Source organism: uncultured Odoribacter sp. (genome assembly GCF_937966165.1).
Classification (GTDB): domain Bacteria; phylum Bacteroidota; class Bacteroidia; order Bacteroidales; family Marinifilaceae; genus Culturomica.
In genome coordinates this window covers 172,316-199,303 of record NZ_CALCLB010000012.1, presented here as the reverse complement: position 1 = coordinate 199,303, position 26,988 = coordinate 172,316, and the positions used below count along the sequence as shown (strand labels likewise).

General features: G+C 41.3%; 17 protein-coding genes. 9 read left to right on the top strand and 8 right to left on the bottom strand.

What is annotated here, in order from left to right:
• Positions 1 to 49: 49 nt before the first annotated feature.
• Together Q0465_RS04640 and Q0465_RS04635 are read right to left on the bottom strand one after the other, a co-directional pair.
• Positions 50 to 3,244, bottom strand: coding sequence for an ATP-binding protein (locus tag Q0465_RS04640; protein ID WP_298613475.1), 3,195 nt, complete (start codon positions 3,242 to 3,244; stop codon positions 50 to 52).
• Positions 3,245 to 3,497: 253 nt separating this feature from the next.
• Positions 3,498 to 4,202 (bottom strand): peroxiredoxin, encoded by a 705-nt coding sequence (locus tag Q0465_RS04635; protein ID WP_298613472.1) that lies wholly within the window; start codon positions 4,200 to 4,202, stop codon positions 3,498 to 3,500.
• Between the two features lie 285 nt (positions 4,203 to 4,487).
• Between Q0465_RS04635 and Q0465_RS04630 the strand changes: the two genes are divergently transcribed.
• Both Q0465_RS04630 and Q0465_RS04625 read left to right on the top strand, forming a co-directional pair.
• Positions 4,488 to 5,093: a MarC family protein gene (locus tag Q0465_RS04630; RefSeq protein WP_298613470.1), complete on the top strand. Its 606-nt coding sequence runs from the start codon at positions 4,488 to 4,490 to the stop codon at positions 5,091 to 5,093.
• A 60-nt stretch (positions 5,094 to 5,153) separates the two neighbouring features.
• Positions 5,154 to 6,311 carry a M20 family metallopeptidase gene (locus tag Q0465_RS04625; protein WP_298613468.1) on the top strand — a complete coding sequence of 386 codons (1,158 nt, stop codon included), beginning with the start codon at positions 5,154 to 5,156 and terminating at the stop codon, positions 6,309 to 6,311.
• Between the two features lie 12 nt (positions 6,312 to 6,323).
• On the opposite strand, the gene Q0465_RS04620 is transcribed toward Q0465_RS04625, so the two are convergent.
• Positions 6,324 to 9,104: a SusC/RagA family TonB-linked outer membrane protein gene (locus tag Q0465_RS04620; protein ID WP_298613465.1), complete on the bottom strand. Its 2,781-nt coding sequence runs from the start codon at positions 9,102 to 9,104 to the stop codon at positions 6,324 to 6,326.
• Between the two features lie 393 nt (positions 9,105 to 9,497).
• Here Q0465_RS04620 and Q0465_RS04615 point away from each other — a divergent pair, with 393 nt between their 5' ends.
• The 3 genes from Q0465_RS04615 to Q0465_RS04605 all read left to right on the top strand — a co-directional run bounded on the left by Q0465_RS04615 (position 9,498) and on the right by Q0465_RS04605 (position 14,953).
• The gene (locus Q0465_RS04615) at positions 9,498 to 11,531 is read left to right on the top strand and encodes a M13 family metallopeptidase (protein WP_298613462.1); all 2,034 of its coding nucleotides are present in this window, start codon (positions 9,498 to 9,500) and stop codon (positions 11,529 to 11,531) included.
• Between the two features lie 386 nt (positions 11,532 to 11,917).
• Positions 11,918 to 13,273 (top strand): MATE family efflux transporter, encoded by a 1,356-nt coding sequence (locus Q0465_RS04610; protein ID WP_298613459.1) that lies wholly within the window; start codon positions 11,918 to 11,920, stop codon positions 13,271 to 13,273.
• 489 nt (positions 13,274 to 13,762) lie between these two features.
• On the top strand, positions 13,763 to 14,953 hold the full coding sequence (locus Q0465_RS04605; protein ID WP_298613456.1) for an OmpA family protein: 1,191 nt from the start codon (positions 13,763 to 13,765) through the stop codon (positions 14,951 to 14,953).
• Positions 14,954 to 15,062: 109 nt separating this feature from the next.
• Here the strand turns inward: Q0465_RS04605 and Q0465_RS04600 are convergent, their stop codons facing one another.
• The 5 genes from Q0465_RS04600 to Q0465_RS04580 form a co-directional block, all read right to left on the bottom strand.
• Positions 15,063 to 16,055, bottom strand: coding sequence for a PCMD domain-containing protein (locus Q0465_RS04600; RefSeq protein WP_298613454.1), 993 nt, complete (start codon positions 16,053 to 16,055; stop codon positions 15,063 to 15,065).
• Positions 16,056 to 16,134: 79 nt separating this feature from the next.
• Positions 16,135 to 17,331 carry a dicarboxylate/amino acid:cation symporter gene (locus tag Q0465_RS04595; RefSeq protein WP_298613451.1) on the bottom strand — a complete coding sequence of 399 codons (1,197 nt, stop codon included), beginning with the start codon at positions 17,329 to 17,331 and terminating at the stop codon, positions 16,135 to 16,137.
• A 117-nt stretch (positions 17,332 to 17,448) separates the two neighbouring features.
• Positions 17,449 to 19,587 (bottom strand): S41 family peptidase, encoded by a 2,139-nt coding sequence (locus tag Q0465_RS04590; RefSeq protein WP_298613448.1) that lies wholly within the window; start codon positions 19,585 to 19,587, stop codon positions 17,449 to 17,451.
• A 494-nt stretch (positions 19,588 to 20,081) separates the two neighbouring features.
• Positions 20,082 to 20,285: a hypothetical protein gene (locus Q0465_RS04585; RefSeq protein ID WP_298613446.1), complete on the bottom strand. Its 204-nt coding sequence runs from the start codon at positions 20,283 to 20,285 to the stop codon at positions 20,082 to 20,084.
• A gap of 8 nt (positions 20,286 to 20,293) precedes the next feature.
• Entirely contained in the window at positions 20,294 to 20,608 is a 315-nt protein-coding gene (locus Q0465_RS04580; protein ID WP_298613443.1) for a cupin domain-containing protein, read from the bottom strand.
• A 247-nt stretch (positions 20,609 to 20,855) separates the two neighbouring features.
• Here Q0465_RS04580 and Q0465_RS04575 point away from each other — a divergent pair, with 247 nt between their 5' ends.
• The 4 genes from Q0465_RS04575 to Q0465_RS04560 all read left to right on the top strand — a co-directional run bounded on the left by Q0465_RS04575 (position 20,856) and on the right by Q0465_RS04560 (position 26,953).
• Positions 20,856 to 21,470: a TetR/AcrR family transcriptional regulator gene (locus Q0465_RS04575; RefSeq protein WP_298613440.1), complete on the top strand. Its 615-nt coding sequence runs from the start codon at positions 20,856 to 20,858 to the stop codon at positions 21,468 to 21,470.
• A 41-nt stretch (positions 21,471 to 21,511) separates the two neighbouring features.
• Complete coding sequence (locus tag Q0465_RS04570) at positions 21,512 to 22,561, top strand: efflux RND transporter periplasmic adaptor subunit (RefSeq protein ID WP_298613970.1); 1,050 nt, start codon at positions 21,512 to 21,514, stop codon at positions 22,559 to 22,561.
• A gap of 9 nt (positions 22,562 to 22,570) precedes the next feature.
• Positions 22,571 to 25,615: an efflux RND transporter permease subunit gene (locus Q0465_RS04565; RefSeq protein ID WP_298613437.1), complete on the top strand. Its 3,045-nt coding sequence runs from the start codon at positions 22,571 to 22,573 to the stop codon at positions 25,613 to 25,615.
• Positions 25,616 to 25,678: 63 nt separating this feature from the next.
• Positions 25,679 to 26,953 (top strand): TolC family protein, encoded by a 1,275-nt coding sequence (locus Q0465_RS04560; protein ID WP_298613434.1) that lies wholly within the window; start codon positions 25,679 to 25,681, stop codon positions 26,951 to 26,953.
• Positions 26,954 to 26,988 lie beyond the last annotated feature (35 nt).

Genomic DNA, 26,988 nt, shown 5'->3' with positions numbered 1-26,988 from the left:
TTTTTCGTTAACCGGCGAAATCGTAAACAACTTCCAGGAAAACAGCCGGTTAGCTCAAATATTTTTTTAAAGTCTCTCTCAGTAATTGGGGTGAAATGGGTTTGGTGAGGTAATCGCTGCAACCCGCTTGTAAAGAATTTTGCCGGTCGCTGTCGAAGGCAAAAGCGGTAATGGCAATAATGGGAATCTGGGCATTGAGGGCTCTGATTTGCCGTGTCGCTTCCAAACCGTCCATATTGGGCATTTTAATATCCATAAGGATAAGGTTAGGGGAAAGTGCTTTATATTTCTCTACGGCTTCATTGCCATCGCAAGCCCGTACGATTTCGTATTCTTTTTTCAATATAGTTGAAATCAGGAGAAAGTTACTGTCTGTATCTTCGGCTACTAAGATAAGAGCACGTTCCTGTGATCTTTCTGGATTATTTTCAGCAGTATTCATGAGAGCGAGTGTATTTTCGTTATTTTTATATGGAACATAAGGCAAGGAGAACCAAAAACAAGAACCTTTTCCTTCTTCTGATTCCACCCCGATCTGTCCTCCCATCTGTTCTGCCAGGCTTTTACAGATAGAAAGACCTAATCCGGTACCGGGTATAAAGGTATTAAGTTTTACAAACCGATCAAAAATATTTTTTTGTTTTTCCGGGGGAATCCCGATCCCTGTGTCTGTAACGGAAAATTTTATAAATCCTTCGGAAACTGTATAAGCTAGCGTAATGCTACCGGAAGTGGTAAATTTTAAAGCATTATTGATAAAATTGCCAATAATCTGGGTCAGGCGGTTTTTGTCACTTTTTACAATACATTCCGGTAAATGAGCACCCAATCGTAATTCTACTCCTGCAGCCGCTTTTACTGAAAATGTTTGAATAATTTCTGTACATAAATTGTTAATATCGATTTCTCCGTAGGTGAATTCAAATATGCCGGATTCTATTTTCGAAAGGTCCAGTATATCGGAGATCAGCTGTAACAATAAATCGCTGTTCTTTTGTATAATGGAAAGATATTCCTGTTGTTCCTGACTGTCCGGGGAGTCTACCAATAAGCTGGAAAAACCGATGATCGCATTGAGGGGCGTCCGTATTTCATGACTCATATTGGCTAAAAAGGCAGATTTGAGCTTATCCAACGTTTCTGCTTTATTTTTAGCTTCTATTAGTTCGGTTTCAATCTCTTTGGTTTCTGTGATGTCGAAATTTACGCCGATTAAGTCGATATTCTTTTTAACAGGATCGTATTCTTTGGCTGTAATATGACAATGAAGCCATCTGATATTGCCGGAGGGTGTGATAACCCGGATTTGTTTTTTAAGACTGGTAATTCTGCCGGCTATCATATCGGTATAAGCCTGTGTCAGAATTTGGGCATCTTCCGGATGCAGATGGGAATAAACTCCTATAATCTCTTCCATAGGAGTTGTGTTTTCCTCATTCAGATTTTTGTACCACTGATCGATAGCGAATCCTTCTTTTGTTAAAGGATTCCATTTGAAATATCCTATTTTGGCAAATCCGGCTATCAGGGAGAAAAAATTTTCGAAATTCTGGATCCGGTTATGGGCACTCAATGTATCCGTATTATCAATGATGATCAACAGATAATTTTCGAAATCCCCTTTTTCGTCGTATAAAGGTTTTGCTCTGACCACTAGGTTTTTAATTCCCTTTTGCCGGGAAGTATAATAGTTTTTTAAATTTGAAAAGTCGTATTTTAATTCAAAATCCATATCTTCCTTATTCTGGAATTGTTGTATCAATTCAGAGGGAAAATTCGGATTTTCAAATAGATTGACACCCAGGGCTTCTTTTTTTTCCTTCAGCCCGAAAATACTCATGTCTTTTTCATTGAGATCGATCAGGGTACCGTTTTTATCGTAAATCTCAATTCCTACCGGGATATTTATAAACAGATTTTGAAGTGTTTTTTCGCTATGTTCCAAAGCTTTATGAGCTTTAAACGTTTCGGTAATATCGGAGAAAAAGCAAATTACTTCATCGGCAGAAGCTGCATAAAGAATGACCCGGAAATATAAGTTTTCAGTTTTATTCTGATAAGTCATTTGCGAATAACCACTCTCTTCAATAATTTTTTGAAGATAAATGATCTGAGTAGGGAAAGGTATATTGAGATAACATTCACTGCCTTTTCGGTGCAAATACTCGTGAATCGGTCGCCCTGTCAGTTTCTCAAATGCAGGATTCAAATCGATAAACCGGTAATCTTTCAATTGGTGATTTGAGTCGTAAAGCAATTTGAAACGTATATAAGCAATGGGCATATGTACATAAAGATCTCGGAAATACTCCCTTTCCTGCCGGGCTTCTTTTTCCGATTCCAGCAATTTCAAACAGAGGCTGATGATATTGGCAAGGGAAGCAAACCACTGATAATCTTCGTTTTGCCATTCCTGGTAGCGGTCGACAATGTCAATGCCTAAATAACCATAGGTTTTGTCTCCGGAAACCATCGGAACCACCATAATGGATTTAATGCCTTGGGGCAAAAGGATGTCTTTTTCTTTCCTGGCTTCTGACGGAAGGTCATTTAAAGAATAAAGTATAATGGGTCTTTGTGCCCTCAATTCTTTTGTCCACCAGGGCGTATCTTTCATTTTCAGATCCTGCAGCTGATCCTGCTGGGGGGAAACGTGAGGAGAGACAACTTCATAAATACAATCCTGGCTTGCTTTCTCTTCATTGTAATGGAAAATATAGACCCGGCTTCCCTGAAAATGTATCAATATGTCTTCTAATATTTTCCGGACGACCTTTTGAATGTCTTTGGTTTGCATGAAAGAAAGAAGCGAACGGGAGATACTGTGTTGTCTGTATAATAATTCATTTATTTGCTGAATAGAGGAATACTGAGCTTCAGGTGTCTCTATACACTGGATAAATCCGTAAGCAATGATTTGTCCGTTTTCCGCTTTCTCTTTGCGATACATTTTGGAATGTATCCATTTTTCGCCGTAATGAGTGAGAATAGGAAAAGATTGCTCGTATATTTCCTGGTCTTTGATAGTAGAAAATTCACTGCTGATTCTGGCTTTATAATCATCTCTTATGAAATGATAAAAATCCCAGAAAGGAAGAATCTCCGATTTTAATCCTAAAAGATCTTGTAAAAAGTCAGAACAAATATAGATACCTTTTTGGAAATCTGCTTTCCACCACCCTATATTAGCTGCCTTCAGGATTCTTTGTATTTCGTTTCGTTCAAATTCGTCTTTTACTGCCATCTTGGAGTTTTATTTTTACTGACCACCTCAGTTATCCAAATGCATGAATTGCTCCGAATATTTATTTTTATAGCAAAAGTAATAATTATTTTGAGAGGGAAGACGAATTTATAAAGTTTAGGCTGATTTTACTTGATACAGGAATAAAAAACTGAAAAATCCGGTAACTACAATTGAAAACAATAAATAGAAACGGATTTTTCAGTCAAATTAAAACAGATACTGCATAAAGAATATTAAATATTTATTTCATTTATTTCCGAAGGGCTTTATCTATTTTTTCAAGGGGTAAGGGTTTTGTACACAGGAACCAGTCATAGCATTTTATCCCTTCGCTTTCCTCCTCCACTCTTTCAGCAGCTTTTTCCATGGAATCCGGGGTGGGAGCAATTACGTCATCTCCCGGTTGCCAATCGGCCGGGAGGGCAACTCCAAAATGATCAATGGTTTGCAGTCCGATTAAAACCCGTTTGATTTCTTTAAAATTCCGTCCCAGAGCCATAGGGTAGTAAAGTATAGTCCGGATTATACCTTCCGGATCGATGAAGAATACGGCTCTTACCGCTTGAGTTTTGCTTTCTCCCGGTTGTAACATACCGTAGGTCTTTGCAACATTCATCCCTACATCGTCGATCAGAGGAAAACAAATGGTGATATTTTTCATTCCCTTATAATCGATTTTTTCTTGAATTGTTCTTAACCAGGCTATATGACTATTCACTCCGTCAATAGAAAGACCGACCAGTTGGCAATTGAGTTTTTCAAATTCTTCCGCCATACTGCCGAAAGTGATGAATTCGGTTGTACAAACCGGAGTAAAATCTCCCGGATGACTGAATAAAATGATCCATTTTCCCTGATAGTCATCCGGAAAGTTAATTTCTCCACGGGTCGTCATTGCTTTAAAGACAGGAGCTTCATCTCCTATGCGAGGCATTGCATGTGTGTCGTTTTCCATAATCTATGCTTTAAATTTATTTAATTCCCAGAATGAAATCCTTTGTCCTTAACAGAGTAAGGTTTTCCTCTTTTTCGTTTTGTTGTTTACGGGGAAGACAGAGAATTGTTCGGTCGCTTTGAAGAGCAGGGGTAAAAGGAGGAGAATAAAAAGAGAGAGGAATAAATGGAAGAAAATGGTATAAAAAGCCGTTTTTTATATTTTTTCTCGCTTAAAACCTTTACTTTTGTAAATAAGATGGAAAGGCCGGAGGAGTGCGGGGTATCAGACTGAATCCGAATTGAAATGAATCTGAAAATCATTCTGGGGTGTATCGTAGCATTATTGGCTTTGGTAAATCCGATACAGAAAATATTAATCGTTACTTCTTTGCAAGAGCGGTTCTCACGGGAAGAATTGCGGTATATTTCAGTAAAGTCAACTATTACTGCAGCTATAATATTAATATTTTTTTTATTTTTAGGAGAATTGACCTTTTCTTATGTATTCCGGGTAGAGCTTTATTCTTTTCAGATTACTTGCGGTGCTGTTTTGATTTACAACGGTTTGTCAGGTTTGTTAAAAGGCTTTTTCTTAAAAGTTGACGAGCATATTAAATTGGCCGATTTGACAGCAGTGCCTATTGCGATTCCGATGATTGCAGGGCCTGCAACCATTACTGCAGCGGTTACTTTCCCGGTACAGTACGGACGGGAAATCACCATTATTGCCATACTTATAGCTTTGGCTATTAATTTATTTTGTATGTTGCAGGCCCGGAGAATTGGAAACTTTCTGATCAAATACAATTTTATGAATCCGTTAATCCGGATTATCGGGCTTATTGTGGCCACTATCGGTTTACAAATGGTATTTGACGGGATTACTTTATTTATTCGTTCTTTAGTTTAAAGTGGAACAAAGAGAATTGTTTGCTGAAAGGGAAATATGAATGCTGAAAATCAATCCGGAATGCTGAGTCAAAAGTTAGATCAGGACGAAATTTACCACCTTGCCGTGGAATTCCGGCGGCATTTTCACCGCTGCCCGGAAATTTCGGAACAGGAATGGGAGACACAGACTTTTATAACCGGACAGCTGGATCGGTATGGAATTCCCTATATTACAGTCGGTACGGGTGTTGTGGCCGTGTTGGGAAAGGGAGAAAAATGCGTGGCAATACGTGGAGAAATGGATGCCTTACCGGTGAAAGAAGAGACCGGGCTTGCTTATGCCTCTGCCCGTGAGGGAATTATGCATGCTTGCGGGCACGATATGCATTTAGCTATGGTACTGGCAGTTGCGGTAGCTTTAAAAAAGCTGGAGGCCGGATTGGATAAAGTTGTCAAAATTATTTTCCAGCCTAGTGAGGAAAAACGTCCGGGAGGAGCCCGTTTCCTATTGCCTGCCGTATTAAAGCCACCTGTACCGGAGGCGATTTTTGCCCAGCATGTTTACCCGGAGCTCCCTACAGGCAGCGTCGGTATTCGTCCGGGAGCTTTTTTTGCTTCTTCCGATAATATTCTTTTTTCGGTAGAGGGACAGGGAACGCATGCAGCTATGCCACAAAAAGGCTCCGATCCTATATTGGCAACGGCTTGTTTAATTCAGTTTTATCAGACATTAATCACGAAATTCCGGAATCCTTTTATACCGGCTGTGTTGTCTATTACGGCCGTACACGGCGGAGGGGCCAACAATGTCATCCCGGACCGGGTAGAGGTAAGAGGTACAATGCGGACTCACGACAATGCTTTGCGGGACCGCCTGTTCGCTTATTTAGATGAGAAATCGGAAACCATCTGCGGTCTGTATGCTTGCCAGTTTAAACGGGACAGAACAGCCAACGGATTGCCTGTACTGGTGAATGACAAAAACTTAACGACGGATTTTATCAAAAGGGCTTCTTTTTTGATAGGAAAAGAAAACGTACAATTGGTAGATCCTCTTGCATTAGGAGAAGATTTCGCCATTTACCTGCAGCATATACCCGGTATTATCTGGTTACTGGGAGTCCGTCCTCCACAGGCAGAAAGCATGCCTCCCCTGCATAGTCCCAAATTTGCACCGGATGAAAATGCCATGCGAACCGGGATTAAATTATTACTGGAATCGGTTTTACAGGCATAGGAATTTCCCTGCCTATATACCGATATCAATGCCCAATGACAAAATGCGGGCGGGTCCGTATATACTTTTTATTTTGCCATCGAAATTTTGTTGAGGATCAAGCCCTTTTCGCTTACTGATCAGAAAGAGATTTTCTCCGTTTGCATAAAAAGTCAGGTGACTGAGTTTTATTTTGTTTAACCACTTTTCAGGAAAATCCCAGGAAAGGGAGATACTTTTCATCGTCAGATAAGAAGCATCGGTTAGCCAACGGTCAGAATTCTCCTGAGGCCAGTTTTTTATGGCATTTATACTGGGTACTGAAGTCTGATCGCCCGGATTCTGCCAGCGTTTTAGTATATCAGGGTGGAAATTAGTAATCATTCCCGGCGTCATGAGCGTTAAATAAGTATAATCATATACTTTTCCCCCTTTTTGAAAAGCAAACAGAAAGGATAATTCCAGGTTTTTCCATCTGAAACGGTGATCCATTGTACCGTAAAAATCCGGAACCGGACTACCGCAGTACGAAGTACTGGATTCATACACACCTTCTCCCGTTAGCTGATTGACTCCCTCAAATTTATTGAGGATAAAAGCAGAACGGGGATGCCCGGTCCTGGTATCCCGGAAAGGAGCTATTCCTCCTTTTAGATAATCGATCTTATTCTGAGGGAAGGTCAGATTTAATCCGATCTTCCAATAAAATTTTCCGGTTTGGATCGCCTGGCCGTTTAAACTGAGTTCCCAGCCGGAATTTGTCATTTTACCATACCAGCTTTCTTCTGAAATCACCTGTTCGTTTCCGATAATGGTACTCTGGGAATTATTGGCCGGATCCGTCAGGTAACCTTTGTGACTTTTGGAATAATATTCCAGTGTTCCCTCTAGGTGGTCCCATAAATTGAAATCCAATCCGATACTCCAATGATTTATTCTTTTGTTTCCGGTTAAGTAGGGAGGAATGGAAGATTGAAAATATAATGTATTCAAAGGGGGAGTGATACCGTAATTATAGCCTTTTCCAAAAGACGTCCGCCATTTTAACTCTTTTAATGTGTTTTGATTTCTCAAGAAATCTTCCTGTCCCATTCTCCAGGCTATACCGGCCGCATAAAAGTCTTTACGGTTGCTCGTCTGCTCCTTTATTTTCAATATGTCTTTGGTGTAAGAAACGGTTATAAAATATTTTTGATTATAGTGGTAATTTACTTGCCCCTTATAATTAAAACTACGGAATTGACTATTTTCGAAAGCTTTCTGATATGCCAGATAATTTTTAGAAGGGAAATAATTCTCCGGATCCCTTATTACCGGGACGTAATATCTGGCATTTCTGATGGATTTTGAGGTGGAGTAATTATATCCGGTCAACACATTGAAAAAATGTTTGCCGGCTGTAAATTGATAGGCTGCCCATAAATCCAACATTTTGTTTTTTTGCGTATAATCTGTGGTATCTGTTTTTTCGTAAGAATGAAATTGATAGTAAGCATAACGGTTAAGCCCTTTTTTATCATTCTTCAACCGTTCGAAAGCATATTCTGCGTGTAAAGTCAGCCCTTTTAGGGGAAAGAATTCAGTAAAGAAGGTATAAAGTTGCTCTTTTTTTTTCCATTTATTGGAACTATTTTTCAGTTCGTTTACTACATTCCGGGAAAAATATTCCGACGTATAATATTTGAGTCTTCCATTTTCCTCAATCGTAAAATTTCCGTTTTCGTCGTATTCATGTATGGGAATCCAGGGTGCAATCGTATTTATAGTTTTAAACGGATTTGTATTATTGGAGAAAAGGTCGTTTATATAATCATGTTCACTGTATTCCTCTAACTGATAGGAGGAAGAAGCGATATTGGCGCTGATACCGGCTTGAAACCATTCCAGAGGATGTAAATCGAGACATGCATAGCCCGTATACCGTTTTAGTCCGGTTTCGATTAAATATCCGTCTTCAGAAAGAAAATTACCGGAAAGGTAGAGAGAAGCCCAGCGGTTCCCGTAACCGGTAGACAGATTTAGATCCGTCCGGTTGGCCGTTCGCAACAAAGCATCTTCCCAATTACAATCTTCCGGATGGATTAACCGGACTTCCGGATGAAGAGTTCCGTCGGGATTTACAATGTCTTCTGCCGTAAAAGGACTCAGATTGTAATTTCTTCGGAAATAGGAATCTGTTAAAGTAAACCGTTTTGCAGGTATTCCGGCCATAGAGGCTGCTGCGGCCTGGAATACTTGTAAGTAATCATTTACATTTAATTGCTCATAAGCAGGGATTTCCCGTACAGACATACCCTGATTTAATTGTAAATTGATAAACCCGTTCCGTCCGGACTGTTTTTTTGTTTCAATGAAAATAACCCCTGAAGTCGACTTCCCACCATAAAGAGAAGCGCCGACGGCATCTTTAAGAACGATAATACTTTCAATATCGTGAGGGTTTAAACTGCTTAAATTCAGAGAAGTCTGCATTCCGTTTATAACGAACAGAGGAGTCCTCTCCCAGGCATTTGCATCATAGCCCCGTATACTGATATCTTGGGTCATCCCCGCTTGCCCGAATCCGGAAGTGAATTGGATTCCGCTGCCTTTCCCTTCCAATGCTTTTAAGAAGTTCGTGAGGGCACGTTTTTCCAGATCCCCGGAAGTGATCCGTACCACAGAACCTGTATAAAAAAGAGGATTTACTTTTCCAAATGGGAATTGCAATTGAGAACCAGAGGAATCAGTATGAAGAGTCCCTTCCGTATGTGTAAGCCCGTTAGTTTTCAAACTTAGAAGAAGGAAGAAAAGGATATAAAGCACATTTTTCATACAAGCGGGATTAAACGTTTATTTTATATAAAAATAGATAACAAAAATAGTGAAAAAATGTTATTTTAATTCTATTTTTTTAATATTTATAAAAATATGTATATTATTCTTTCAAGAATTGTAAATAGAGGAAATAGTAATTAATTAAAAAGGCAAAAGAAAAGTCCGAACGGAATTTTTATTTAGGGGACTTTGGAATAGAACAGGAATTAAAAGTAATTTCCCTTATGTGAAAACAGATTGCTTCCGGAATTCTATTTTACGCTTTTGATCAAACAGTATTCGCTATACACATGAATAATTTGATATAGAATATAAAATATATGTTTATTAATCCTTATCTTTGTGTTACTTCTGAGGGGAAAATTCGATAAAATTATTAAGAACAAGAGTATGAATAAAAAATTGTGTTTGCCTATGATTGCTTTAGCATTAGCTTTGGCAGCCTGTAGTGGGAATAAGGATGCCGTCTGCACTACGGGGATTAAAATCGAAAATCTGGATAAGACAGCTTTGCCGGGTGCAGATTTTTATCAGTATGCGTGCGGAGGATGGATAAAAGCCAATCCTTTGAGTCCGGAATATGCCCGTTTCGGGACTTTCGACCAGTTAGCGGAGAACAACAGACAGCAATTGAAAGAACTCATAGAAGAGTTGTCTGTACAGGAATCGGCTCCGGGGACAATTGCACAGAAAATAGGAGACATCTATAATATGGCTATGGATTCTGTAAAATTGAACGCAGAAGGAGTAGCGCCCATACGGGCTGAGTTGGATAAAATTGCAGCTTTGAAAGCTAACGGAAACATGGCCGGATTTGTGGCCGAAATGCGTAGGAAAGGATTTGATCCTTATTTTGCTTTATATGTAGGGCCTGATGATAAGAACAGTAAAATGAATATTGCCGTTACGATGCAAAGTGGATTGAGCCTGGGTGAACGCGAGTATTATCTGGAAGAGGATGAGCACATGAAAGATATTCGGGATAAGTATAAAATGCATGTCGGAAAAATGTTTCAGCTGGCAGGAGCTTCGGAGTTGGAAGCTCAGAAGGCTGCCAATGATGTTTTGGAAATTGAAACCCGTCTGGCAAAAGCTGCTTATGATAATGTAAAACTCCGTGATCCGCAATTGAATTATCATAAAATGACGGTGGCCGATTTGAAAAAGGCATTTCCGGGGATCGATTGGAATACTTATTTTAAGGTCGTCGGATTGGAGGGACTTCAGGAAATCAATGTGGGTCAGCCGGAGACGTTGAAAGAAGTTGCTGAAATATGGAAGACAGTACCTTTGGACATACAAAAATCTTATTTGCAATGGAAAGTACTGGATGCGGCAGCCTCTTATCTGAGTGATGATTTTGTAAATCAGAATTTTGATTTTTATGGAAAAACATTATCCGGAACTCCGGAATTAAAGGCCAGGTGGAAACGGGCTGTCGGTACAGTAAACGGTGTTTTGGGGGAGGCTGTAGGACAAATGTATGTGGAAAAATATTTCCCGGCTGCAGCCAAAGAGAGAATGGTAACACTTGTACAAAATTTACAGACAGCTTTGGGAGAAAGAATTAAAAATTTAAGCTGGATGAGTGAGGATACGAAGGTAAAGGCTTTGGAAAAACTTTCTACTATCTATATAAAGGTCGGGTATCCGGATAAATGGCGGGATTATTCCGGTTTGGAAATTAAAGACGATTCTTACTGGAATAATATTGTACGTTCTAATGAATTCGATTTCGATTACATGATTGCGGATGCCGGCAAACCGGTTGACAGGGATAAATGGTATATGACTCCTCAGACCGTAAATGCATATTATAGTCCGACGACGAACGAAATTTGTTTCCCGGCAGGTATTTTGCAAAGTCCGTTCTTTGATATGAATGCAGATGATGCTTTTAATTACGGAGCTATCGGGGTGGTAATCGGTCACGAAATGACCCATGGATTTGATGATCAGGGAAGGCAATACGATAAGGAAGGAAATTTGTCGGATTGGTGGACCGTCGCAGATGCAGAAAGCTTTGTCAACCGGGCTCAGGTGATGGTAAATCATTTCGATAATATTGAAGTTTTACCGGGATTGAACGGAAATGGAAAATTGACATTGGGAGAAAATATTGCCGACCATGGGGGACTACAGGTTGCTTACACGGCTTTTCAGGAAGCTACGGCTGCACAACCGTTGCCTGTAGCGGAAGGATTTACTCCCGAACAGCGTTTCTTCTTGGCTTATGCTAATTTATGGGCAGCTAATATACGGGATGAACAAATTCGTTTGCTGACGAAATCAGATCCTCATTCTTTGGGACGTTGGCGGGTTAATGGGGCATTGCCTCATATAAATGCCTGGTATGAAGCTTTTCATATACAGGAAAGCGATCCTCTTTATCTGGCTCCTGAAGAGAGAGTTTCGATCTGGTAAGAGATAGTTCAGGCCCTTTGAGCGTATCCGTTTTCGCTCTCTTTCCATTTTTATTTCAGAAAATCGCAATAAAATTTTTTATTGCGATTTTCTGATTTAAAGAGGAGTTTTGGGGAAAGGGTTGTTTAAATGTATAATTGCTCAACTGTTTGGGGATAAAAAGGGAAGGGGCTTTTTTGTCGGATTCCCGGATGAATATTTAACGGATGGATAAAAGTAATGCTTCCGGGAAAAAGATTGCCCGGTGTGATGTGCTTTTATGTTTTGGAATTTATATGTAGCTGTCCCTTTGAATGTATTTTTTCATTACGGATGAGGTTCATTTGTTTGTAACTATTTGGACAGGACTGTATATCTCTCAGTTTTTATCCTTACTTTTGTCCATCATGGAGAAGGCGATACAAAATATAAAGGAATTAGAAGAGATGAATATTAAACGTCTGTTGTGGAAGTATTTCCTTCCGGCTTTTACAGGCGTAGTTGTAAATGCATTGTATAATATTGTAGACCGGATATTTATCGGTAGAGGAGTGGATGCGCTTGCTTTATCCGGTTTGAGTGCAGTTTTCCCCCTTATGTTGATTATTTTCGCTTTTGGGATGCTGGTTGCTATCGGTGCCAATGTACGGATTTCCATTAATATGGGAAAAAAGGATTATAAAAGGGCCGAACGGGTGTTGGGAAATGCTGTCACTTTAGGCATTATTATTTCGGCTTTACTCACTTTGTTCGGCTATATTTACCGTTATCCCCTCCTTAAAATGTTTGGAGCAGGAGAGGGAGCTCTCCCTTATGCTCTGGAATATTTCAAATATATTCTTTTTGCCAATGTATTTGCAACTATCGGTTTTATCCTGAATAATGCCTGCCGGGCTGAGGGAAATCCGAAAACGGCCATGTATTCTCTCTTTATTTCGGCTGGTACGAATACGGTACTGGACCCCATTTTTATCTTTGGACTCGGAATGGGAGTGAAGGGGGCTGCTATTGCAACGATTATTTCTCAATTTGTACTCTGTATCTGGGTGGTGGCCCATTTCTACAGTAAACGGTCGGCTCTCAAATTGCATTTCGCTAATTTAAGATTAAACGGGCAGATTATTTATTATATACTGACCATTGGTTTTGCTCCTTTTTCCATGCAATTGGCAGCCAGTGCTGTACAAGCGGTGTTAAATACACAGTTGATCCGTTATGGGGGAGAACTGGCCGTGGGAGCCATGGGAATTATTAATAGCGTGGCCCAGTTGCTGGTAATGAGTATTATAGCTATCAATATGGCTTCCCAACCGATCATTGGGTTTAATTTTGGTGCAAAACAATACAAGCGTGTACGCGATACTTTGATTACGTGTATCTGGGCAGCTTCTTTAATTGCTGTAGGAGGTTTTCTCATTACACAACTTTTTCCAGGGGCAATTGTACGTATTTTTAATAATGATAATCCGGAATTATTTGAATTGGGACGAAAGGGATTACAAATCTTTACGTTGTTTTTCCCGATAGTCGGTTTTCAAATCATCACAGGAAATTATTATCAATCTATAGGAAAAGCCGGTATTGCAGCTTTCCTTTCTTTATTGCGTCAGGTCATTATTCTCATTCCCATGCTTTACATCCTTCCGCCTTTTACCCAGTTGTGGGGGGTTTGGTTTGCCAATCCGCTTTCTGATTTGCTGGCCGGTATTATTTCTGCTCTTTTTTTAATAAGAGCACTGAAAAAACTGAAAATGAGTATCTGAATCAGAATACCCTTTCCATCGGTTCTGTCGGGCGTATATAGGGAAAGTGGCCGACAGGAGGAATATTTGGTTTGGAAGGTTGCCCTTCAGGCGACTTGCTGATCGCTTCATTTCTTTTTCCAAAAACAAAGCTTTATCCGTTTCTGTAATAAGTGAGAACCGGCTCTTAAAACAGAAGTTTGAAAAGCGGAATCATCAAAAAACCATATTAAACATAAAATTTCTTTTTTTTATTTAAGTGTTAAAATTTGCAGGTGGAAGTACCTTGTGTTTTTTTAATATATACTGTTAGTCAAATAGATATATAAAAAATCTTATTCTTTGTAAAGATATAGGGCAACTGAAGAAAGGAAGAAAATAATTTTCAGAAGCCAATAATCCGAACAAATCTTTTTTTCACCCGTACTATATCTGTAAAAAATGTTCTTTGGAAAGAAACCATTAATTCGGAAGTAACGTTATAATTGAAAACTAAATTAAAGAAGAGAGATGAAAAAAACATTCGTAATGCTGTTAATTATTGCGTCGACACCGTTATTGTCGTTCGCACAGGAAAGAACAGAAATAGTCGTACAGGAAAAGAACACCGGCTGGAGCGGATATGTGACCAATCGTTTTTGGGATAACTGGTTTATTTCCATAGGAGCTGGCGCTCAAGTGTATTTCGGACAAACTGATGCAAGAGGTAAGTTTGGAAAACGGATTGCACCTGCTTTTGACTTTTCTGTAGGTAAATGGTTTATGCCCTCGTTGGGTTTACGGGCTCAGGCAAGTGGATTCAGACTGAAAGGTTTCACGCACGACCCGAATAATATGTATGTGAAGGGAGGACCAAATCACAATGGCCTTTATAAACAAAGCTGGCAACAGTTTAATGTTCATGGCGATATCCTGATCAATTTATCCAACTGGATAGGAGGATATCGTGTCGATCGTTTTTATGAGGCTGTACCTTATATCGGTTTTGGAATTATGCATGCCTGCCGGGCTGCTGATAACAATGAACTTACCGTAAATGCCGGTTTGATTAATAAAATGCGTTTGTCAGATGCTTTTGATTTGAATATAGAAATTAAGGGTTCTGTTTTCAGAAATAAATTCTCAGGAGAGTCCGGAGGTAAAAGAGCAAATGGTATCGTAGCCGTGACAGCTGGTTTTACTTACAAATTCAATCAACGCCATTTCGAACGCAGTGTAGCTCCGGTGGTAATGGCCGAAGACATTGCTTTGGCAGCAACAGCCCAGCAATTGGAAGAAACCCGTGCTGCATTGGCTCAACAGCAAGCTTATAACCGTGATTTGCGGGCTGAATTGAATGAAGTGAAAAACCTGAAACGGGAAGTGAAAGTGGAAAAAGAAGTTGTAGTAGCTCCCCGCGCTATCTTCTTCACTATCAACAAAGCCAATATTACGGCAAAAGATAAAGTAAACCTGAAATACCTGGCCGACCAGATTAAACAAAACCCGAACAAGCAATATACAATTGTAGGTTATGCAGATAAGGCTACCGGAACCCCGGAATTCAATATGCAACTGAGCCGGAAACGGGCTGAAAATGTATTTAACGTGTTGACAAAAGATTTCGGCGTAAATCCGAGTCAGCTGAAAGTAGAAGCGAAAGGCGGCGTATCCGATTTGTTTGATAGCAACCCACTTAACCGTGTAACTATCGTAGAATAATCGGTTTTAAAGATTCCCTTTTGTTATTTTGCCGGAAATAAACTTTTCAATACAAGTTTGTTTCCGGCAAAGTATTTTTTAGGTAAGGTTCCTCGTTTCCGGTTCTGTTCTACTTAATCTGATCTTCTTTTTCATAGACTAATCCGACATTATCGACCCAGAATTTACTGTCTATGCTGCCGATATAAGCTCCTCCGTTACTGGAAGAAATACGGAGAACGATATGGGTAACGGCTTCTTCGGGTTCTGCCCAACCGATTTCCTGAATAGGGACCATTTTCCCTTTACTGTTCCGTGTATAATAGACGCCTTCCCCGTTTATCAGTCCCATATAAGGTTTGTAAAAAGAGGAGGAGGAGATGTCTCCGTAACGTATCGGCAACCGGTGCCCGTTTTGCCATTCTGTCACGGATTGCTCAAAACATTCCCAGGCTGTACCTACTCTTTTGGCAAAAACGTTTCCCTCTTCATCTTCCCATCGATGTTGCAGTAATAGGCAGGTTTCCGCCATATCACGGTCTGTACGGGATTCCGGTTTCCCAAAACCGGAGGCATAGGTACGCAATCCTCCGGTAACGACTTTGTAATCGTATGTCAAAGCCTGAGGCCGTTTGGTAAAAGGAATACCACTGATCAGCTTGCCCTGGGGGTTTTTAGTATCTGTTATCGGTTCTACCATTTCTCCAAGAAAAATAGTTCCACCGGCAACGACCCGTATATTAAATAAGCCCAGTACTTTACAATGTTCCATCCGGGTTTCCAGGCGGGCACAATATCCTTCCCCGCGTGCTTCGGGGAAGACCGTAATACTCGTTTTAACTACCCCGCTCACCCGGGCCATTACGGAGGAAGTTCCCCAGGGAGAATCCGTGTTTTTATAAGGCGTATTGTTTTTTAAAGTATCCCCTGTTGTCAATTCATACAGATATTTGGTGTTCCCTCCGATAATAAAGGATTCTTTTACTTCCCTTACCATCCAACGGTCCATATCCCCGTATTCAATCGGTTCTATGATTTCAGTCTGGGCCTTTAGCGGGAGGATGAAAAAAAATCCGCACCCTATTGCCAGCATAGATTTCAGCTTTAAAGGAAATAAATTCATATCATCAATATTTTAATTTTATTAAAAATACTTGAGATATGCAAAAATAATGCCAAACAGCGAAGGGAGCATGGAAAAGTCAGGATCCGATGTTTTCTGTTTTTTGCTGAGTTTTTATTTCCAGTTTGCTTTCAATTTTTGTCAATATAAGGGTTAAGGCCCCGTCTCCGGTGATATTACAGGCTGTTCCGAAGCTGTCTTGCAAGGCAAAGATGGTGAGTAGCAGGGCTGTACCGGCTTCATTAAAACCCAGTACTGAAATAACGATTCCCAGTGAGGCGATTACAGTACCTCCCGGAACACCCGGGGCTCCGATGGCAAATATACCCAATAGTAAAATAAATACTACCATTACAGACATAGCCGGAAGAGTGCCGTACAATAAAAGCGAAACCGTCATAACGAAAAATACCTCGGTCAGGATAGAACCACAAAGATGTACATTGGAAAAGAGAGGGATGGCAAAGTCTACTACTTCTCCTTTCAGTACCGGACTTTTCCGGGCGCACTTTAAGGCTACTGCCAGCGTAGCAGCTGAAGACATCGTCCCTACGGCTGTGAAGTAAGCTGGTCCGTAGTATTTTAAAACCTGCCATGGATTTTTACGGCTGAAGGCTCCTGCCATAAGATAAAGAAAGGTCAGCCAGATAAAATGGGCTATCAGTACAATGCCCATGACCCCTATAAATATGGGTAATTGCCGGGTGATCGCTCCTTCGTAACTGAGTGCACAGAAATTGGCCGCAATAAAAAAAGGAAGGACAGGAATTAAAATCCGGTTGATTAATAATAATACCATTTTTTGAAAATGGTCTAATAAAGTAACAAACAATCCGGATTTTGTCCAAACGGTTGCCAGACCGATCATTACTGAAAGCACCAAGGCTGTCATGACACTCATGACCGGTGGTATATCCAGCCGGAATACCAAAGCTGGAATTTCTTTCAGGCCCTCGGTTGCCGGTTTTATAGAAAGCAGCGGAATCAGCCAGTATCCCAGAAACATCGCAAAAAAAGCAGCCCCTACAGAGGACAGGTATGCTAAACCCAAAGCACTTCCCAACATACCGGAAGCGTTTCCTTTCATTTTTGCAATGGAAGAAGAAACAAACCCCAAAATAATTAAAGGGACCATAAAGAAAATGAGTTGTCCGAGTATGTATTTGACCGTCACTACTACGTTCATAAAACCTTCTCCTACTACAAATCCCAGGAAAATACCGATAAAAACTGCCAGTAATAATTTGAAAATTGTACTTTTCAGAAAATGTATCATTTCAGTTGTATCTTAACTATTCTTTGACTTTTTTTTATAAAGTGTTTTGAATATACGTAATTGCCAGGATTTTGGATAGGAAGATCAGAAAAAAATAAGGCCGTTCGAATTTCAGGACTATTTTTTTCTGCGCAGGAACCAGAACAATCCTCCCATGAAAACGATAACCGCTGCGATCAAAGCAAATAGCTGGCAGTGGCAGGCCGGACGTTCGGTTACGGCGAACGGATCCTCACCGAGGTATTCGCCCCGCTCAATGAGTGCGAGCGTATAGTTGAGGATCGAGTCGCCCCGCACGGAATAGATCTCGTCGAGCGAAAGAGTTATTTCATGATCCGGAAGCACCCCGCGCCCGTAGGGAATACGGGGATTTCCGGTCGTGTCAAAAACACAGCGCACCAAGGGCACGCGTACCGTAAGCCACGAATGGGGCAGGCGGATATCGGCGAATTTCAGCGCGTTCATAAAGTGGTAAGCCGTGGCCGTTTCGCGTCCCACGATCATGCCCCGGTGATTGCGAAGGATCATCGCGGGGAATATCGTCGCGGCGGAGCATGAATTCTCGTTGATAAGCACGTAAAGCCGGCCTCCGTAATGGGTCGTAGTATCGGGCAGAATTTCAGTATCCTCATAGGAATAAAAGCCCTCGCGTCCTTCTTCGGGCTGATAAATGGCAAAAATATCCTGATCGGCCATATAATTCATGCAATGAACGAATGATTTGTAATGGCCCTGCTTGGGAACCATCTGATAGCTGTTCAGCTTCACGTAAGGCTTGTCGGTAAAATAGGACAATAACTCGTTGACTACTTTCACTTCGCCGCCGCCGTTGTTGCGCACGTCGAAAATCAGGTTTGGTTTGTCGGCTATGGAGCGGATGAACGAAGCGATTGAATCGATCTCGGTACGGTTCAACTGGAAGGTTGAAAGTCCGATATAGGCTGTCGAATCGTCGAATTGTCTGAGGGCGAAGTTATCTTTAGGATAGTAATTGATCCGCATGAAACCGGTCCAGTTGGGTCCCAGTCCCCGGGTATCCCCTCCTCCTTTATAAGTCCAGCCCTTGAGTGACAGTTTCTCGCCATCCTCGAATTCGAGGGTTACATCACATTTACGCGACGCTTGGGGAACGACGTCGAAATAGAGATTCGAAAGACTCAGGGCGAGGAAATAGTTTTTTAGACTCTGCACTTTGCAGTCGTATCTTCCAATATACGGAATTACCATCCCTGGAAGTGAGTCGGCGGGAATTCCATCGACTGAACGGATGCGGCGGCCGTAATAGGCGGCATAGGGTTTTGTCGTGCGAACGGCAATCATCGCGCTGTCTACCCATCCGAAGTATATCTCCGGCAGGTCTATGCTCCGGCGTTGGCGTTCGCTTTCAAGCGGATAGAGGTATAAATGGCTGTCGTGAAGCGTGCCCACCGTACGTTTCATGGCATAATAAAAATCGCGTATCGGCATTTTCTCGGGAAACGACGCAAGCGTCTTGTGGCAGAACTCTTCCAGCTCTTCGGGTGTCAGTACGTCGTACAGACCCGGATAGGCTTCGCGAAGAACTTCCATCAGCACTGTAAAATCCTCGCGGGCCTGATCCCCGGTCATTTCGGTGATCGCCGGCATTTCGGCAAGCGCGATAAAGGTCGAGGGAATACCGAAAGGCGTCATCGGATCGGCGGATTTCCCGCGGGGATCGGAGATGCTCAGTATAATTGACGGCTCCTTCACCTTGTGATAGCTATACCAAACCGTACCGAGCAATTGTCCGCGTGTCACTTTTTCGCCTGTTTTGAACACCCTGCCGCTCTTCAGGCCGCTGAGATATATTTTTCGGCCGTCGGCCAACCGGATTCCGACCGTAATATGGATAAAACGGGGATCTTCCTTGTCTTTCAGTTTTTTGGCAAATTCATTAATCTCTTTTACCACATCGGCTCCGGCATCTATCTGTGAGTAGATTTGATAGGTAAGTGAAGACATATAAGTCAGGCCGAACGTCTCGATTATCCCGTCCGCAGGCGATACGACAGGAGTACCTTCGGGTGCAGTGATAAAAATATTGTCGAAATTCAGTTCTCCGCCGATATAACTTTGCGGTGTATAGAGAATTCCAAGCCTGGACCGGAAATCCCCGGATTTATCGGTCGGAGAGTCCGTTTCCGACACGGGCCAAAGCATGGGGTTGGTCTGAGCGGTATTACACAGCGGAAGCAGTACAAAAGCAGCAATCAATAGGAGGAAACTCTTTTTCATGGCAACGGAGGTATGGGTTTTGATACAAATATATAACTAGTATTTTAGTTGTACAAGCTATCGATCAAATTAAAACAAGGGGATAATTTAGCCGGCGACCAGATACGGTTTTCAGAATTCCAATCCTCGGTGATTTTATGATACTGGTTCTTTAGCCCGGACAGGGTTTTGTTCTTTTTGCGGTAAGGTACTGTTTTTGAAGGCTTGATCATTCCGATCTCTGGCCGGACCGGAAATATTCAGCACTTTGGTTATACGGGCATAACCGGTTTTGAAAATAATCCTTTCAGGTTTGATCCTTTTCGGTCTTTAGGGTTTGCTTTTCCTTTGATATTGATTGTGACATAGAAAATAAAGTTTAACATTCATTTCGGATTACTGTTTTGACGGTCAAAAGACCCATCGTAACAGCCTGCACAGGAATAGGACTTCCCTCCGGAGAAGGTTTATTTAATGCTAAACTCTGTCAGTACATCTAAAAACAGAGACTTACATCAGCTATTGATGTAAGTCTCGTCCACGGAGGCAATCCCTATTTTTGCCTTGATCTTTTTGCGGTTGTATACTTTTTTCGATACATGCACCCTGTGCTGAAGCAACGGATGTCCGTGTTGTGCAATTTCTTCCTCCCGGCTCAGTTTCCGGTTCATCCGGATAATGTCCTGAAGGGTGATTTTCCGTTTCCCTTTCTGCTTCATCTTGGTGTTTATTCGATCGAAAAGAAACAAAGCCAGATACATACCGGCTCAACACTTGTCTTTTCAATGCGGTGTTTACAATTTTTGGGCAAAAACATATAGTCGCCCGCTTTCATATCTATGAGTTTATCCTCTACTTCCAGTGTTGCTTTTCCCTGTACTAACAGAATCCATTCGTCATCTTCCTGATCGTACCAGAATCCCTGAGGAGAACTGTGTCCGGAAGAAACAATACGGTCGATGCGGTAATGAGTCCCTTTCATCAATAAATCGAATTGTTCTTCTTCTCCTACTTCTGCTATTCCATCGAATATATTTTTCATTTTAGCTTCGTTTTCTTATGATTTGGAATACAAAATTATAAAAAACTTCCGGTTTGAAAGAATGAATCGGCAATTACTTCTGAAATAGTATGAAACGCGAGTTTTAATTAAAACAAGGATGGATTTGAATTTTTTAAATAAAATGGTTTTGTGGTTTTATAGATTTAAATTTATTTCAGCAAAAATTAGAAAACTTTTTTGGTTTTAAAAGTTTTCGCTTTATATTTGCCGCGCTAAATAAACAGGTATGTATGCGGAATTAGAACAAAGAATTATTGCGAAGGCTTCCGAATTATTTCTTTTACATGGAATTAAAACGATAACAATGGATTATCTGGCGGCTGAAATGGGTATTTCAAAACGCACTTTATATGAAAAATTTACAGATAAGGAAACTTTGTTATTGAAGACATTGGAATATCAGGAAACCAAAGCAGGAGAGGAGCGGGCACGTTTGGCCGGAGAGTTTACAAATCCACTGGAATTGAATCTGATGGAATATAAATCCATTTCCGATTCTCTCAGAAGAATAAACCGGAATTATATGCGGGATTTACAAAAGTATCATCCCCAGATTGCAGATTTTTTGGCTAAAAAACGGGAGGCAGATATGGAACGGGTGGTACAGGTCATGGAAAAAAGTATTCAGCAAGGGTATATCCGGGCAGAATTAAATCCCCGGATTTTGGCTTTACTATTACGGGTACAGCTGGAAGTATTGATTCATTCAGAAGAAATAGAAAAGAATCGTTTTTCCTATACAGACGTTTTTGAGACCATTGTATTGAATTACGCGCGGGGAATTGCGACTCCAAAGGGATTGAAGCAGATAGAAGAATTCGTGGAGAAAATGAATCATTAGGGAAGGATGGATAAGTGAAATAAATAATATAATTTAAAATGATGCGTGGTAAAATTTTATTGGTGTTAGTGGGCGCAGTGTGTATAGCGTCGTGTAAGCAACCGGAAGTAAAGGAGAGTGGTCCCCGTTCAGTAAAAGTAGCAAAAGCATTGCCTTTGAATGTGGTAGAAAAATCTTTCAGTGGAGTCGTTTCTCCGGATCAGTTCAGTGATCTCGCTTTTAAAATGTCCGGTCCTTTGATTGTATTGAATGTAGAAGAGGGACAACGGGTAAAAAAAGGACAAATTGTGGCAGAAATTGATCCGCTGGACTATCGTTTACAATATGAAGCTAAAAAATCTTCTTACCTGACGGCGAAGTCTCAGATGGAGCGGTCTGAAAATTTAATTCGTAAACAAGCCATATCCCGTCAGGATTATGAATCTACCCAGGCCAATTATGCCAATGCAAAAGCTGCTTATGAAAATGCGGAAAATACGCTCGAAGAGACAAAGCTGGTAGCTCCTTTTGATGGGTTTATTCAAAAAAAATATGTGGAAAATTACCAGAAAGTGCAGGCAGGGGAAGGAATTGTCTGTTTGATTAATCCGGATAAGTTACTGGTCAGGTTTACTCTTCCCGAAAATAATATGCAATATTTGCTTTCCAGTCCTCAGATTTATATTGAATTTGAGAATTATAAAGGTAAGTTGTTCCGGGCCAGAATTAAGGAGTTTGTAGAAGCTTCCCAGGATGGTTCCGGTGTCCCGGTGTCTCTGTATGTGGATGATCCTGCTTTTAATCTGGAAGATTATAAGGTAGCTACGGGCTTTTCTTGCCGGGTTATATTAAAAATTACACAGGAAGGTTTTGAAAATTATGTATTGGTTCCTTTGACGGCTCTGTTTCCCGATCCGGTTACCAAAGAATTAAATGTTTTCGTCTATCAGGATGCGACTCAAAAGCTGGAAAAACGGAGAGTCAAAGAGGGCGGACTGCTGGAGCGGGATCAGGTGATTATCGTCGAAGGACTCCAGGCGGGAGAGACGGTGGTAATTGCCGGAACGACCCGTTTGGTTGACGGACAGTTCGTAAATGTATTAACAGATTAATTGCAGCGTATGAATCTTCCAAAATATTCGTTAGAGCATACGAAAGTGATTTACTTCTTTTTGGCTATTATGCTGATAGGAGGTGTCATTTCGTTTTTTAAATTGCCTAAAAAAGAAGATGCACCCTTTGTTATTAAACAGGCTGTGCTGATTACCCAATATCCGGGAGCAACTTCCCGGGAAGTTGAAAAGCTGGTGACAGAACCCATTGAACGGGAAATTCAATCCATGTCGGAAGTGAAACAGATCAAATCGGAATCTTATTTTGGTCTTTCTAAAATTACAATTGAGCTCAAGCCTACAATTAAAGGGGGCCGCATGCCTGTTAAATGGGATGAACTCAGGCGTAAAGTTTTGAATATACAATCCAAACTGCCTCAGGGAGCCTCTTCTATTACAGTAAATGACGATTTCGGGGATGTATACGGGATTTATTATGCCTTGACGATAGATGAAGGGTTTTCGTATAAAGAGTTACGGGATTGGGCCCAGAAGATAAAAACTGAGCTGACACCGATTGAGGGGGTACAGAAGGTACAGCTTTTCGGAGAACAGACAGAAGTGGTGAATGTATTGTTTTCTGTGCCGAAATTATCCGCACTTGGTATTGATCCCAATACCATTGCACAAATCCTGCAAACCCAGAATTTGCAGGTGAATACCGGAGAAATTAATGCCGGGAGTTACCAGTTGAAAGTCCTGGCTGACGGTACTTATAAAAGTTTGGAGGATATCCGCAATCAGCTGATTATAACAAAAGGGGGAAATGAAGTTCGTTTAGGAGATATCGCTGTCATCGAAAGGGGATATCTGGATCCGCCCTCTAATTTAATGCGGGTAGACGGAAAAAGAGCCATCGGGATTGGAGTGGCTTCGGGAGCAGAAGACGATGTCGTGGCTGTCGGGGATTTAGTAGCCGAACGTTTACGGGAAATTGAGAAATTGATACCTGTAGGTATGGATCTGGTTTCTATTTATCCGGAAAATACGATTGCCCAGGAAGCGAATAACGGTTTTATCCTGAATCTGATCGAATCTTTGCTGATTGTAATCGCCATTATTTTTATTGTCATGGGTGCCCGTGCAGGTATGCTGATCGGAAGTTCTTTGCTATTTTCTGTAACCGGTACTTTGCTGATTATGCTGTTCCTGGGAGTAGGACTTAACCGGACTTCTCTGGCTGCTTTTATTATTGCTATGGGAATGCTGGTGGACAATGCTATTGTGGTTACAGATAATGCCCAGATTGGTATTAAAAGAGGGATGTCCCGTTATCAGGCTTTAATTACGGGAGCTACTGTCCCGCAATGGGGATTACTGGGGGCCACTTTTATCGCAGTGTGTTCGTTTTTGCCTATGTTTATGGCACCCGATTCAATGGCCGAAATCGTAAAACCTTTGTTTATTGTACTGGCTGTTTCTTTGGGACTGAGCTGGGTCCTGGCTTTGACCCAGACAACAACTTTCGGAAATTTTATCCTGAAGGAGAATACTTCTGCCGTGACAGCAGATCCCTATGATACCAGGTTATACCATAAGTTTGAACGGATGCTGACCGAATTGATCCATCACCGGTATATCACGTTGTTTTCCGTAATCGGTATTCTGGTATTTTCTTTGGTGGTAATGGCACTGATGCCTCAGAGTTTTTTCCCTTTAATGAATAAACCTTATATGCGTGCCGACCTGATTTTTCCGAATGGTTATGGGATCCGGGATGTAGAACAGAATGTTTTTCAGATTGAGGAATACCTGAAGCAGAATCCTAAGGTGAAGTCTTTTTCTGTTACTATGGGAGGGTCGCCGATACGTTATTATCTGGCCAGTTCTTCTTTTGGTCCCCTACCGAATTTTGCCAACGTATTGGTAGAAACCCACGATCCTAAGGACTCACCGGCTATGGAAGAGGAATTTTACAATTACATGCTGAAGAATTATCCCAATGTCTTGACCCGTTCCTCTCTTTTTATGCTTTCCCCTGTACCGGATGCTACGATAGAAATCGGCTTTATCGGAGAGAATGCTGATACATTGGTCGCCTTGACGGAACGGGCAAAGGAAATTGCCCGGAAATGCCATTTGGTGATGGAGGTAAGGAGTAGTTGGGGAACTCCCGTTCCGGTATGGAAACCGATGTTTTCACAGGAAAAAGGATTGAGGCTGGGAATTACCCGCCAACAAGTAGCTTATTCTTTAAAGGCTGCTACTAACGGGATTGCATTGGGAGAATACCGGGAGGGCGATTTGTTCATGCCTATTTTGATGAAAGTAGCGGATAGGAATTCAATAGATCCGCAGGATATCCGGACTTTGCCTGTATTTAGTTCAAAAGGAAAATCCGTAAAAGTAGAACAGGTAACCGATAACTTTAAATTGGAATACGATTATGACGTTATTAAACGTTATAACCGGGAACGCTGTTTGATGATGCAATGTGAACCCAAACGGGGCGCAAATGCCATAGCTGCTTTCAAAGAAGTGCTGACAGCCGTGAAAGCAGGAGTAAAGATACCGGAAGGATATAAAATGAAATATTTCGGGGACCAGGATCAGCACGATACTTCTATGGCTGCTTTGGGAAAAAATATTCCCCTGATGTTTTTACTGATTTATTTGACTCTTTTGCTGTTGTTCCCGAAAAATTACCGCAGTCCGGTAGTCATTATGCTGATGTTACCCCTGATTTTTATCGGTGTAGTATGGGGATTGATCGGATTTGGAAAATCTATGGACTTTTTTGCCATGCTGGGGATGCTGGGATTGATCGGTATGAATATTAAAAATGCAATTGTATTGGTGGATCAGATTGGTATAGACCTGAATAGCGGAATTACACCCCTTCAGGCCGTGATTCAAGCGACCAAAAGCAGGATTGTTCCCGTCACAATGGCTTCCGGAACGACGATTCTCGGTATGCTGCCTTTGTTGTGGGACGCCATGTTTGCCGGAATGGCAGCAACGATTATGGGAGGTTTGTTTGTTGCGACGATGTTAACCCTGTTTGTATTACCGGTTACGTATTGTATTTTTTATAAAATCCGGTCGGATAGATAAAGGGTCTGGCAGGTTTCGAAATACCGGAAGTTGAAATAGAAATGGTAAATAAAGAGTAGAAGTATGAAAAAATTAGTATTATATAGTTGTTGCTTATTGTCGGCTTTACCTTTATCGGCTCAGCCAACAGTTCTGTCAGTTACAGCATATAAGCAGAAAGTGCTCGATTATAGTCAGCAGATCAAACAGAGCGCAGAGCAGCGTATTGCTATGCAGGAAGCCATGAGAACGGCTAAGGCTGCTTACTTCCCGAAACTGGATTTTTCCGGAAGCGCCCAGTACCGGATCAATGATTACGATATGGACTTCGGAGGGACAAAGATCCCGATGGAAAATGAGACGTATAGTCTGGAAGCCGGATTCACTCAGAATTTATATAGTGGAGGAGCTGTACATCATAGTTTTAAAGCAGCTGAAATACAAAGAGATATCGCTGTTAAGGCCGAAGAGTTGACCGTGGATAATATTGTTTATGCTGCTGATATAAATTATTGGTCGACGGTAGCGAAAAAGGATTTGTATCTTGTCATGAAGCAGTATGTGAATATAATTCAGGAATTGGAAAGGGTTTTGACCGACCGTTTTAAGGACGGATATATCAGTAAGACAGATTTGTTACAGGTACAAGCCCGTCTGAAAGATGCTGAATTACAGAGAAGTAATGCTTTTAAGCAATATCAGATAGCCCTCCAGAATCTGAATGTTTTGATGGGAATGTCCCCCGTAGCTGAGGTGGAAGTGTCAGATTCAATTAATAGGATACAACCTTTGCCTCCGCAAATTGGAGTGGAAGCCGCTTTTGTGAACCGTCCGGATTATGCTATGGCCGGTTTGAATGTAGAATACCAAAAGCGACAGCTTAAACTGACTCAAAGTAAGTATTTGCCTGCTTTGTCAATAGGGTTGAAAGAAAACTGGGGAACCCAGATGTTGAATCTGGATGGTGCTACCATGTGGAATACTATTGCTTTTGCTTCCCTTAATATTCCGGTTTTTCACTGGGGGGCCAGAAGTAAGGAAGTGAACCGGCAAAGGGCTGTGTTGAGAAGTACAGAATACGATTTGCAGATTACAAAAGATCAGATTACAAAGGAAATTAGTAATGCCTGGACAAATCTGACAGAAAATACCAAGCAGATTACGGTGGCGGAAGAAGCTTGTAAAATTGCAGAGGAGAATCTGGATTTAAATACGTTTAGTTATACCGAAGGAAAATTACCGATTATCGATGTTCTGTCGGCTCAGGTGACCTGGATTCAGTCATATAGTAGTCTGATTCAGACATGGTTGCAACAAAAGGAATCTTTGGCGGCGTATCATAAAGCCATTAGCCGGTAGTTTTAGCACCTTCCCCCGTCCCCGGGAGTCCGGAA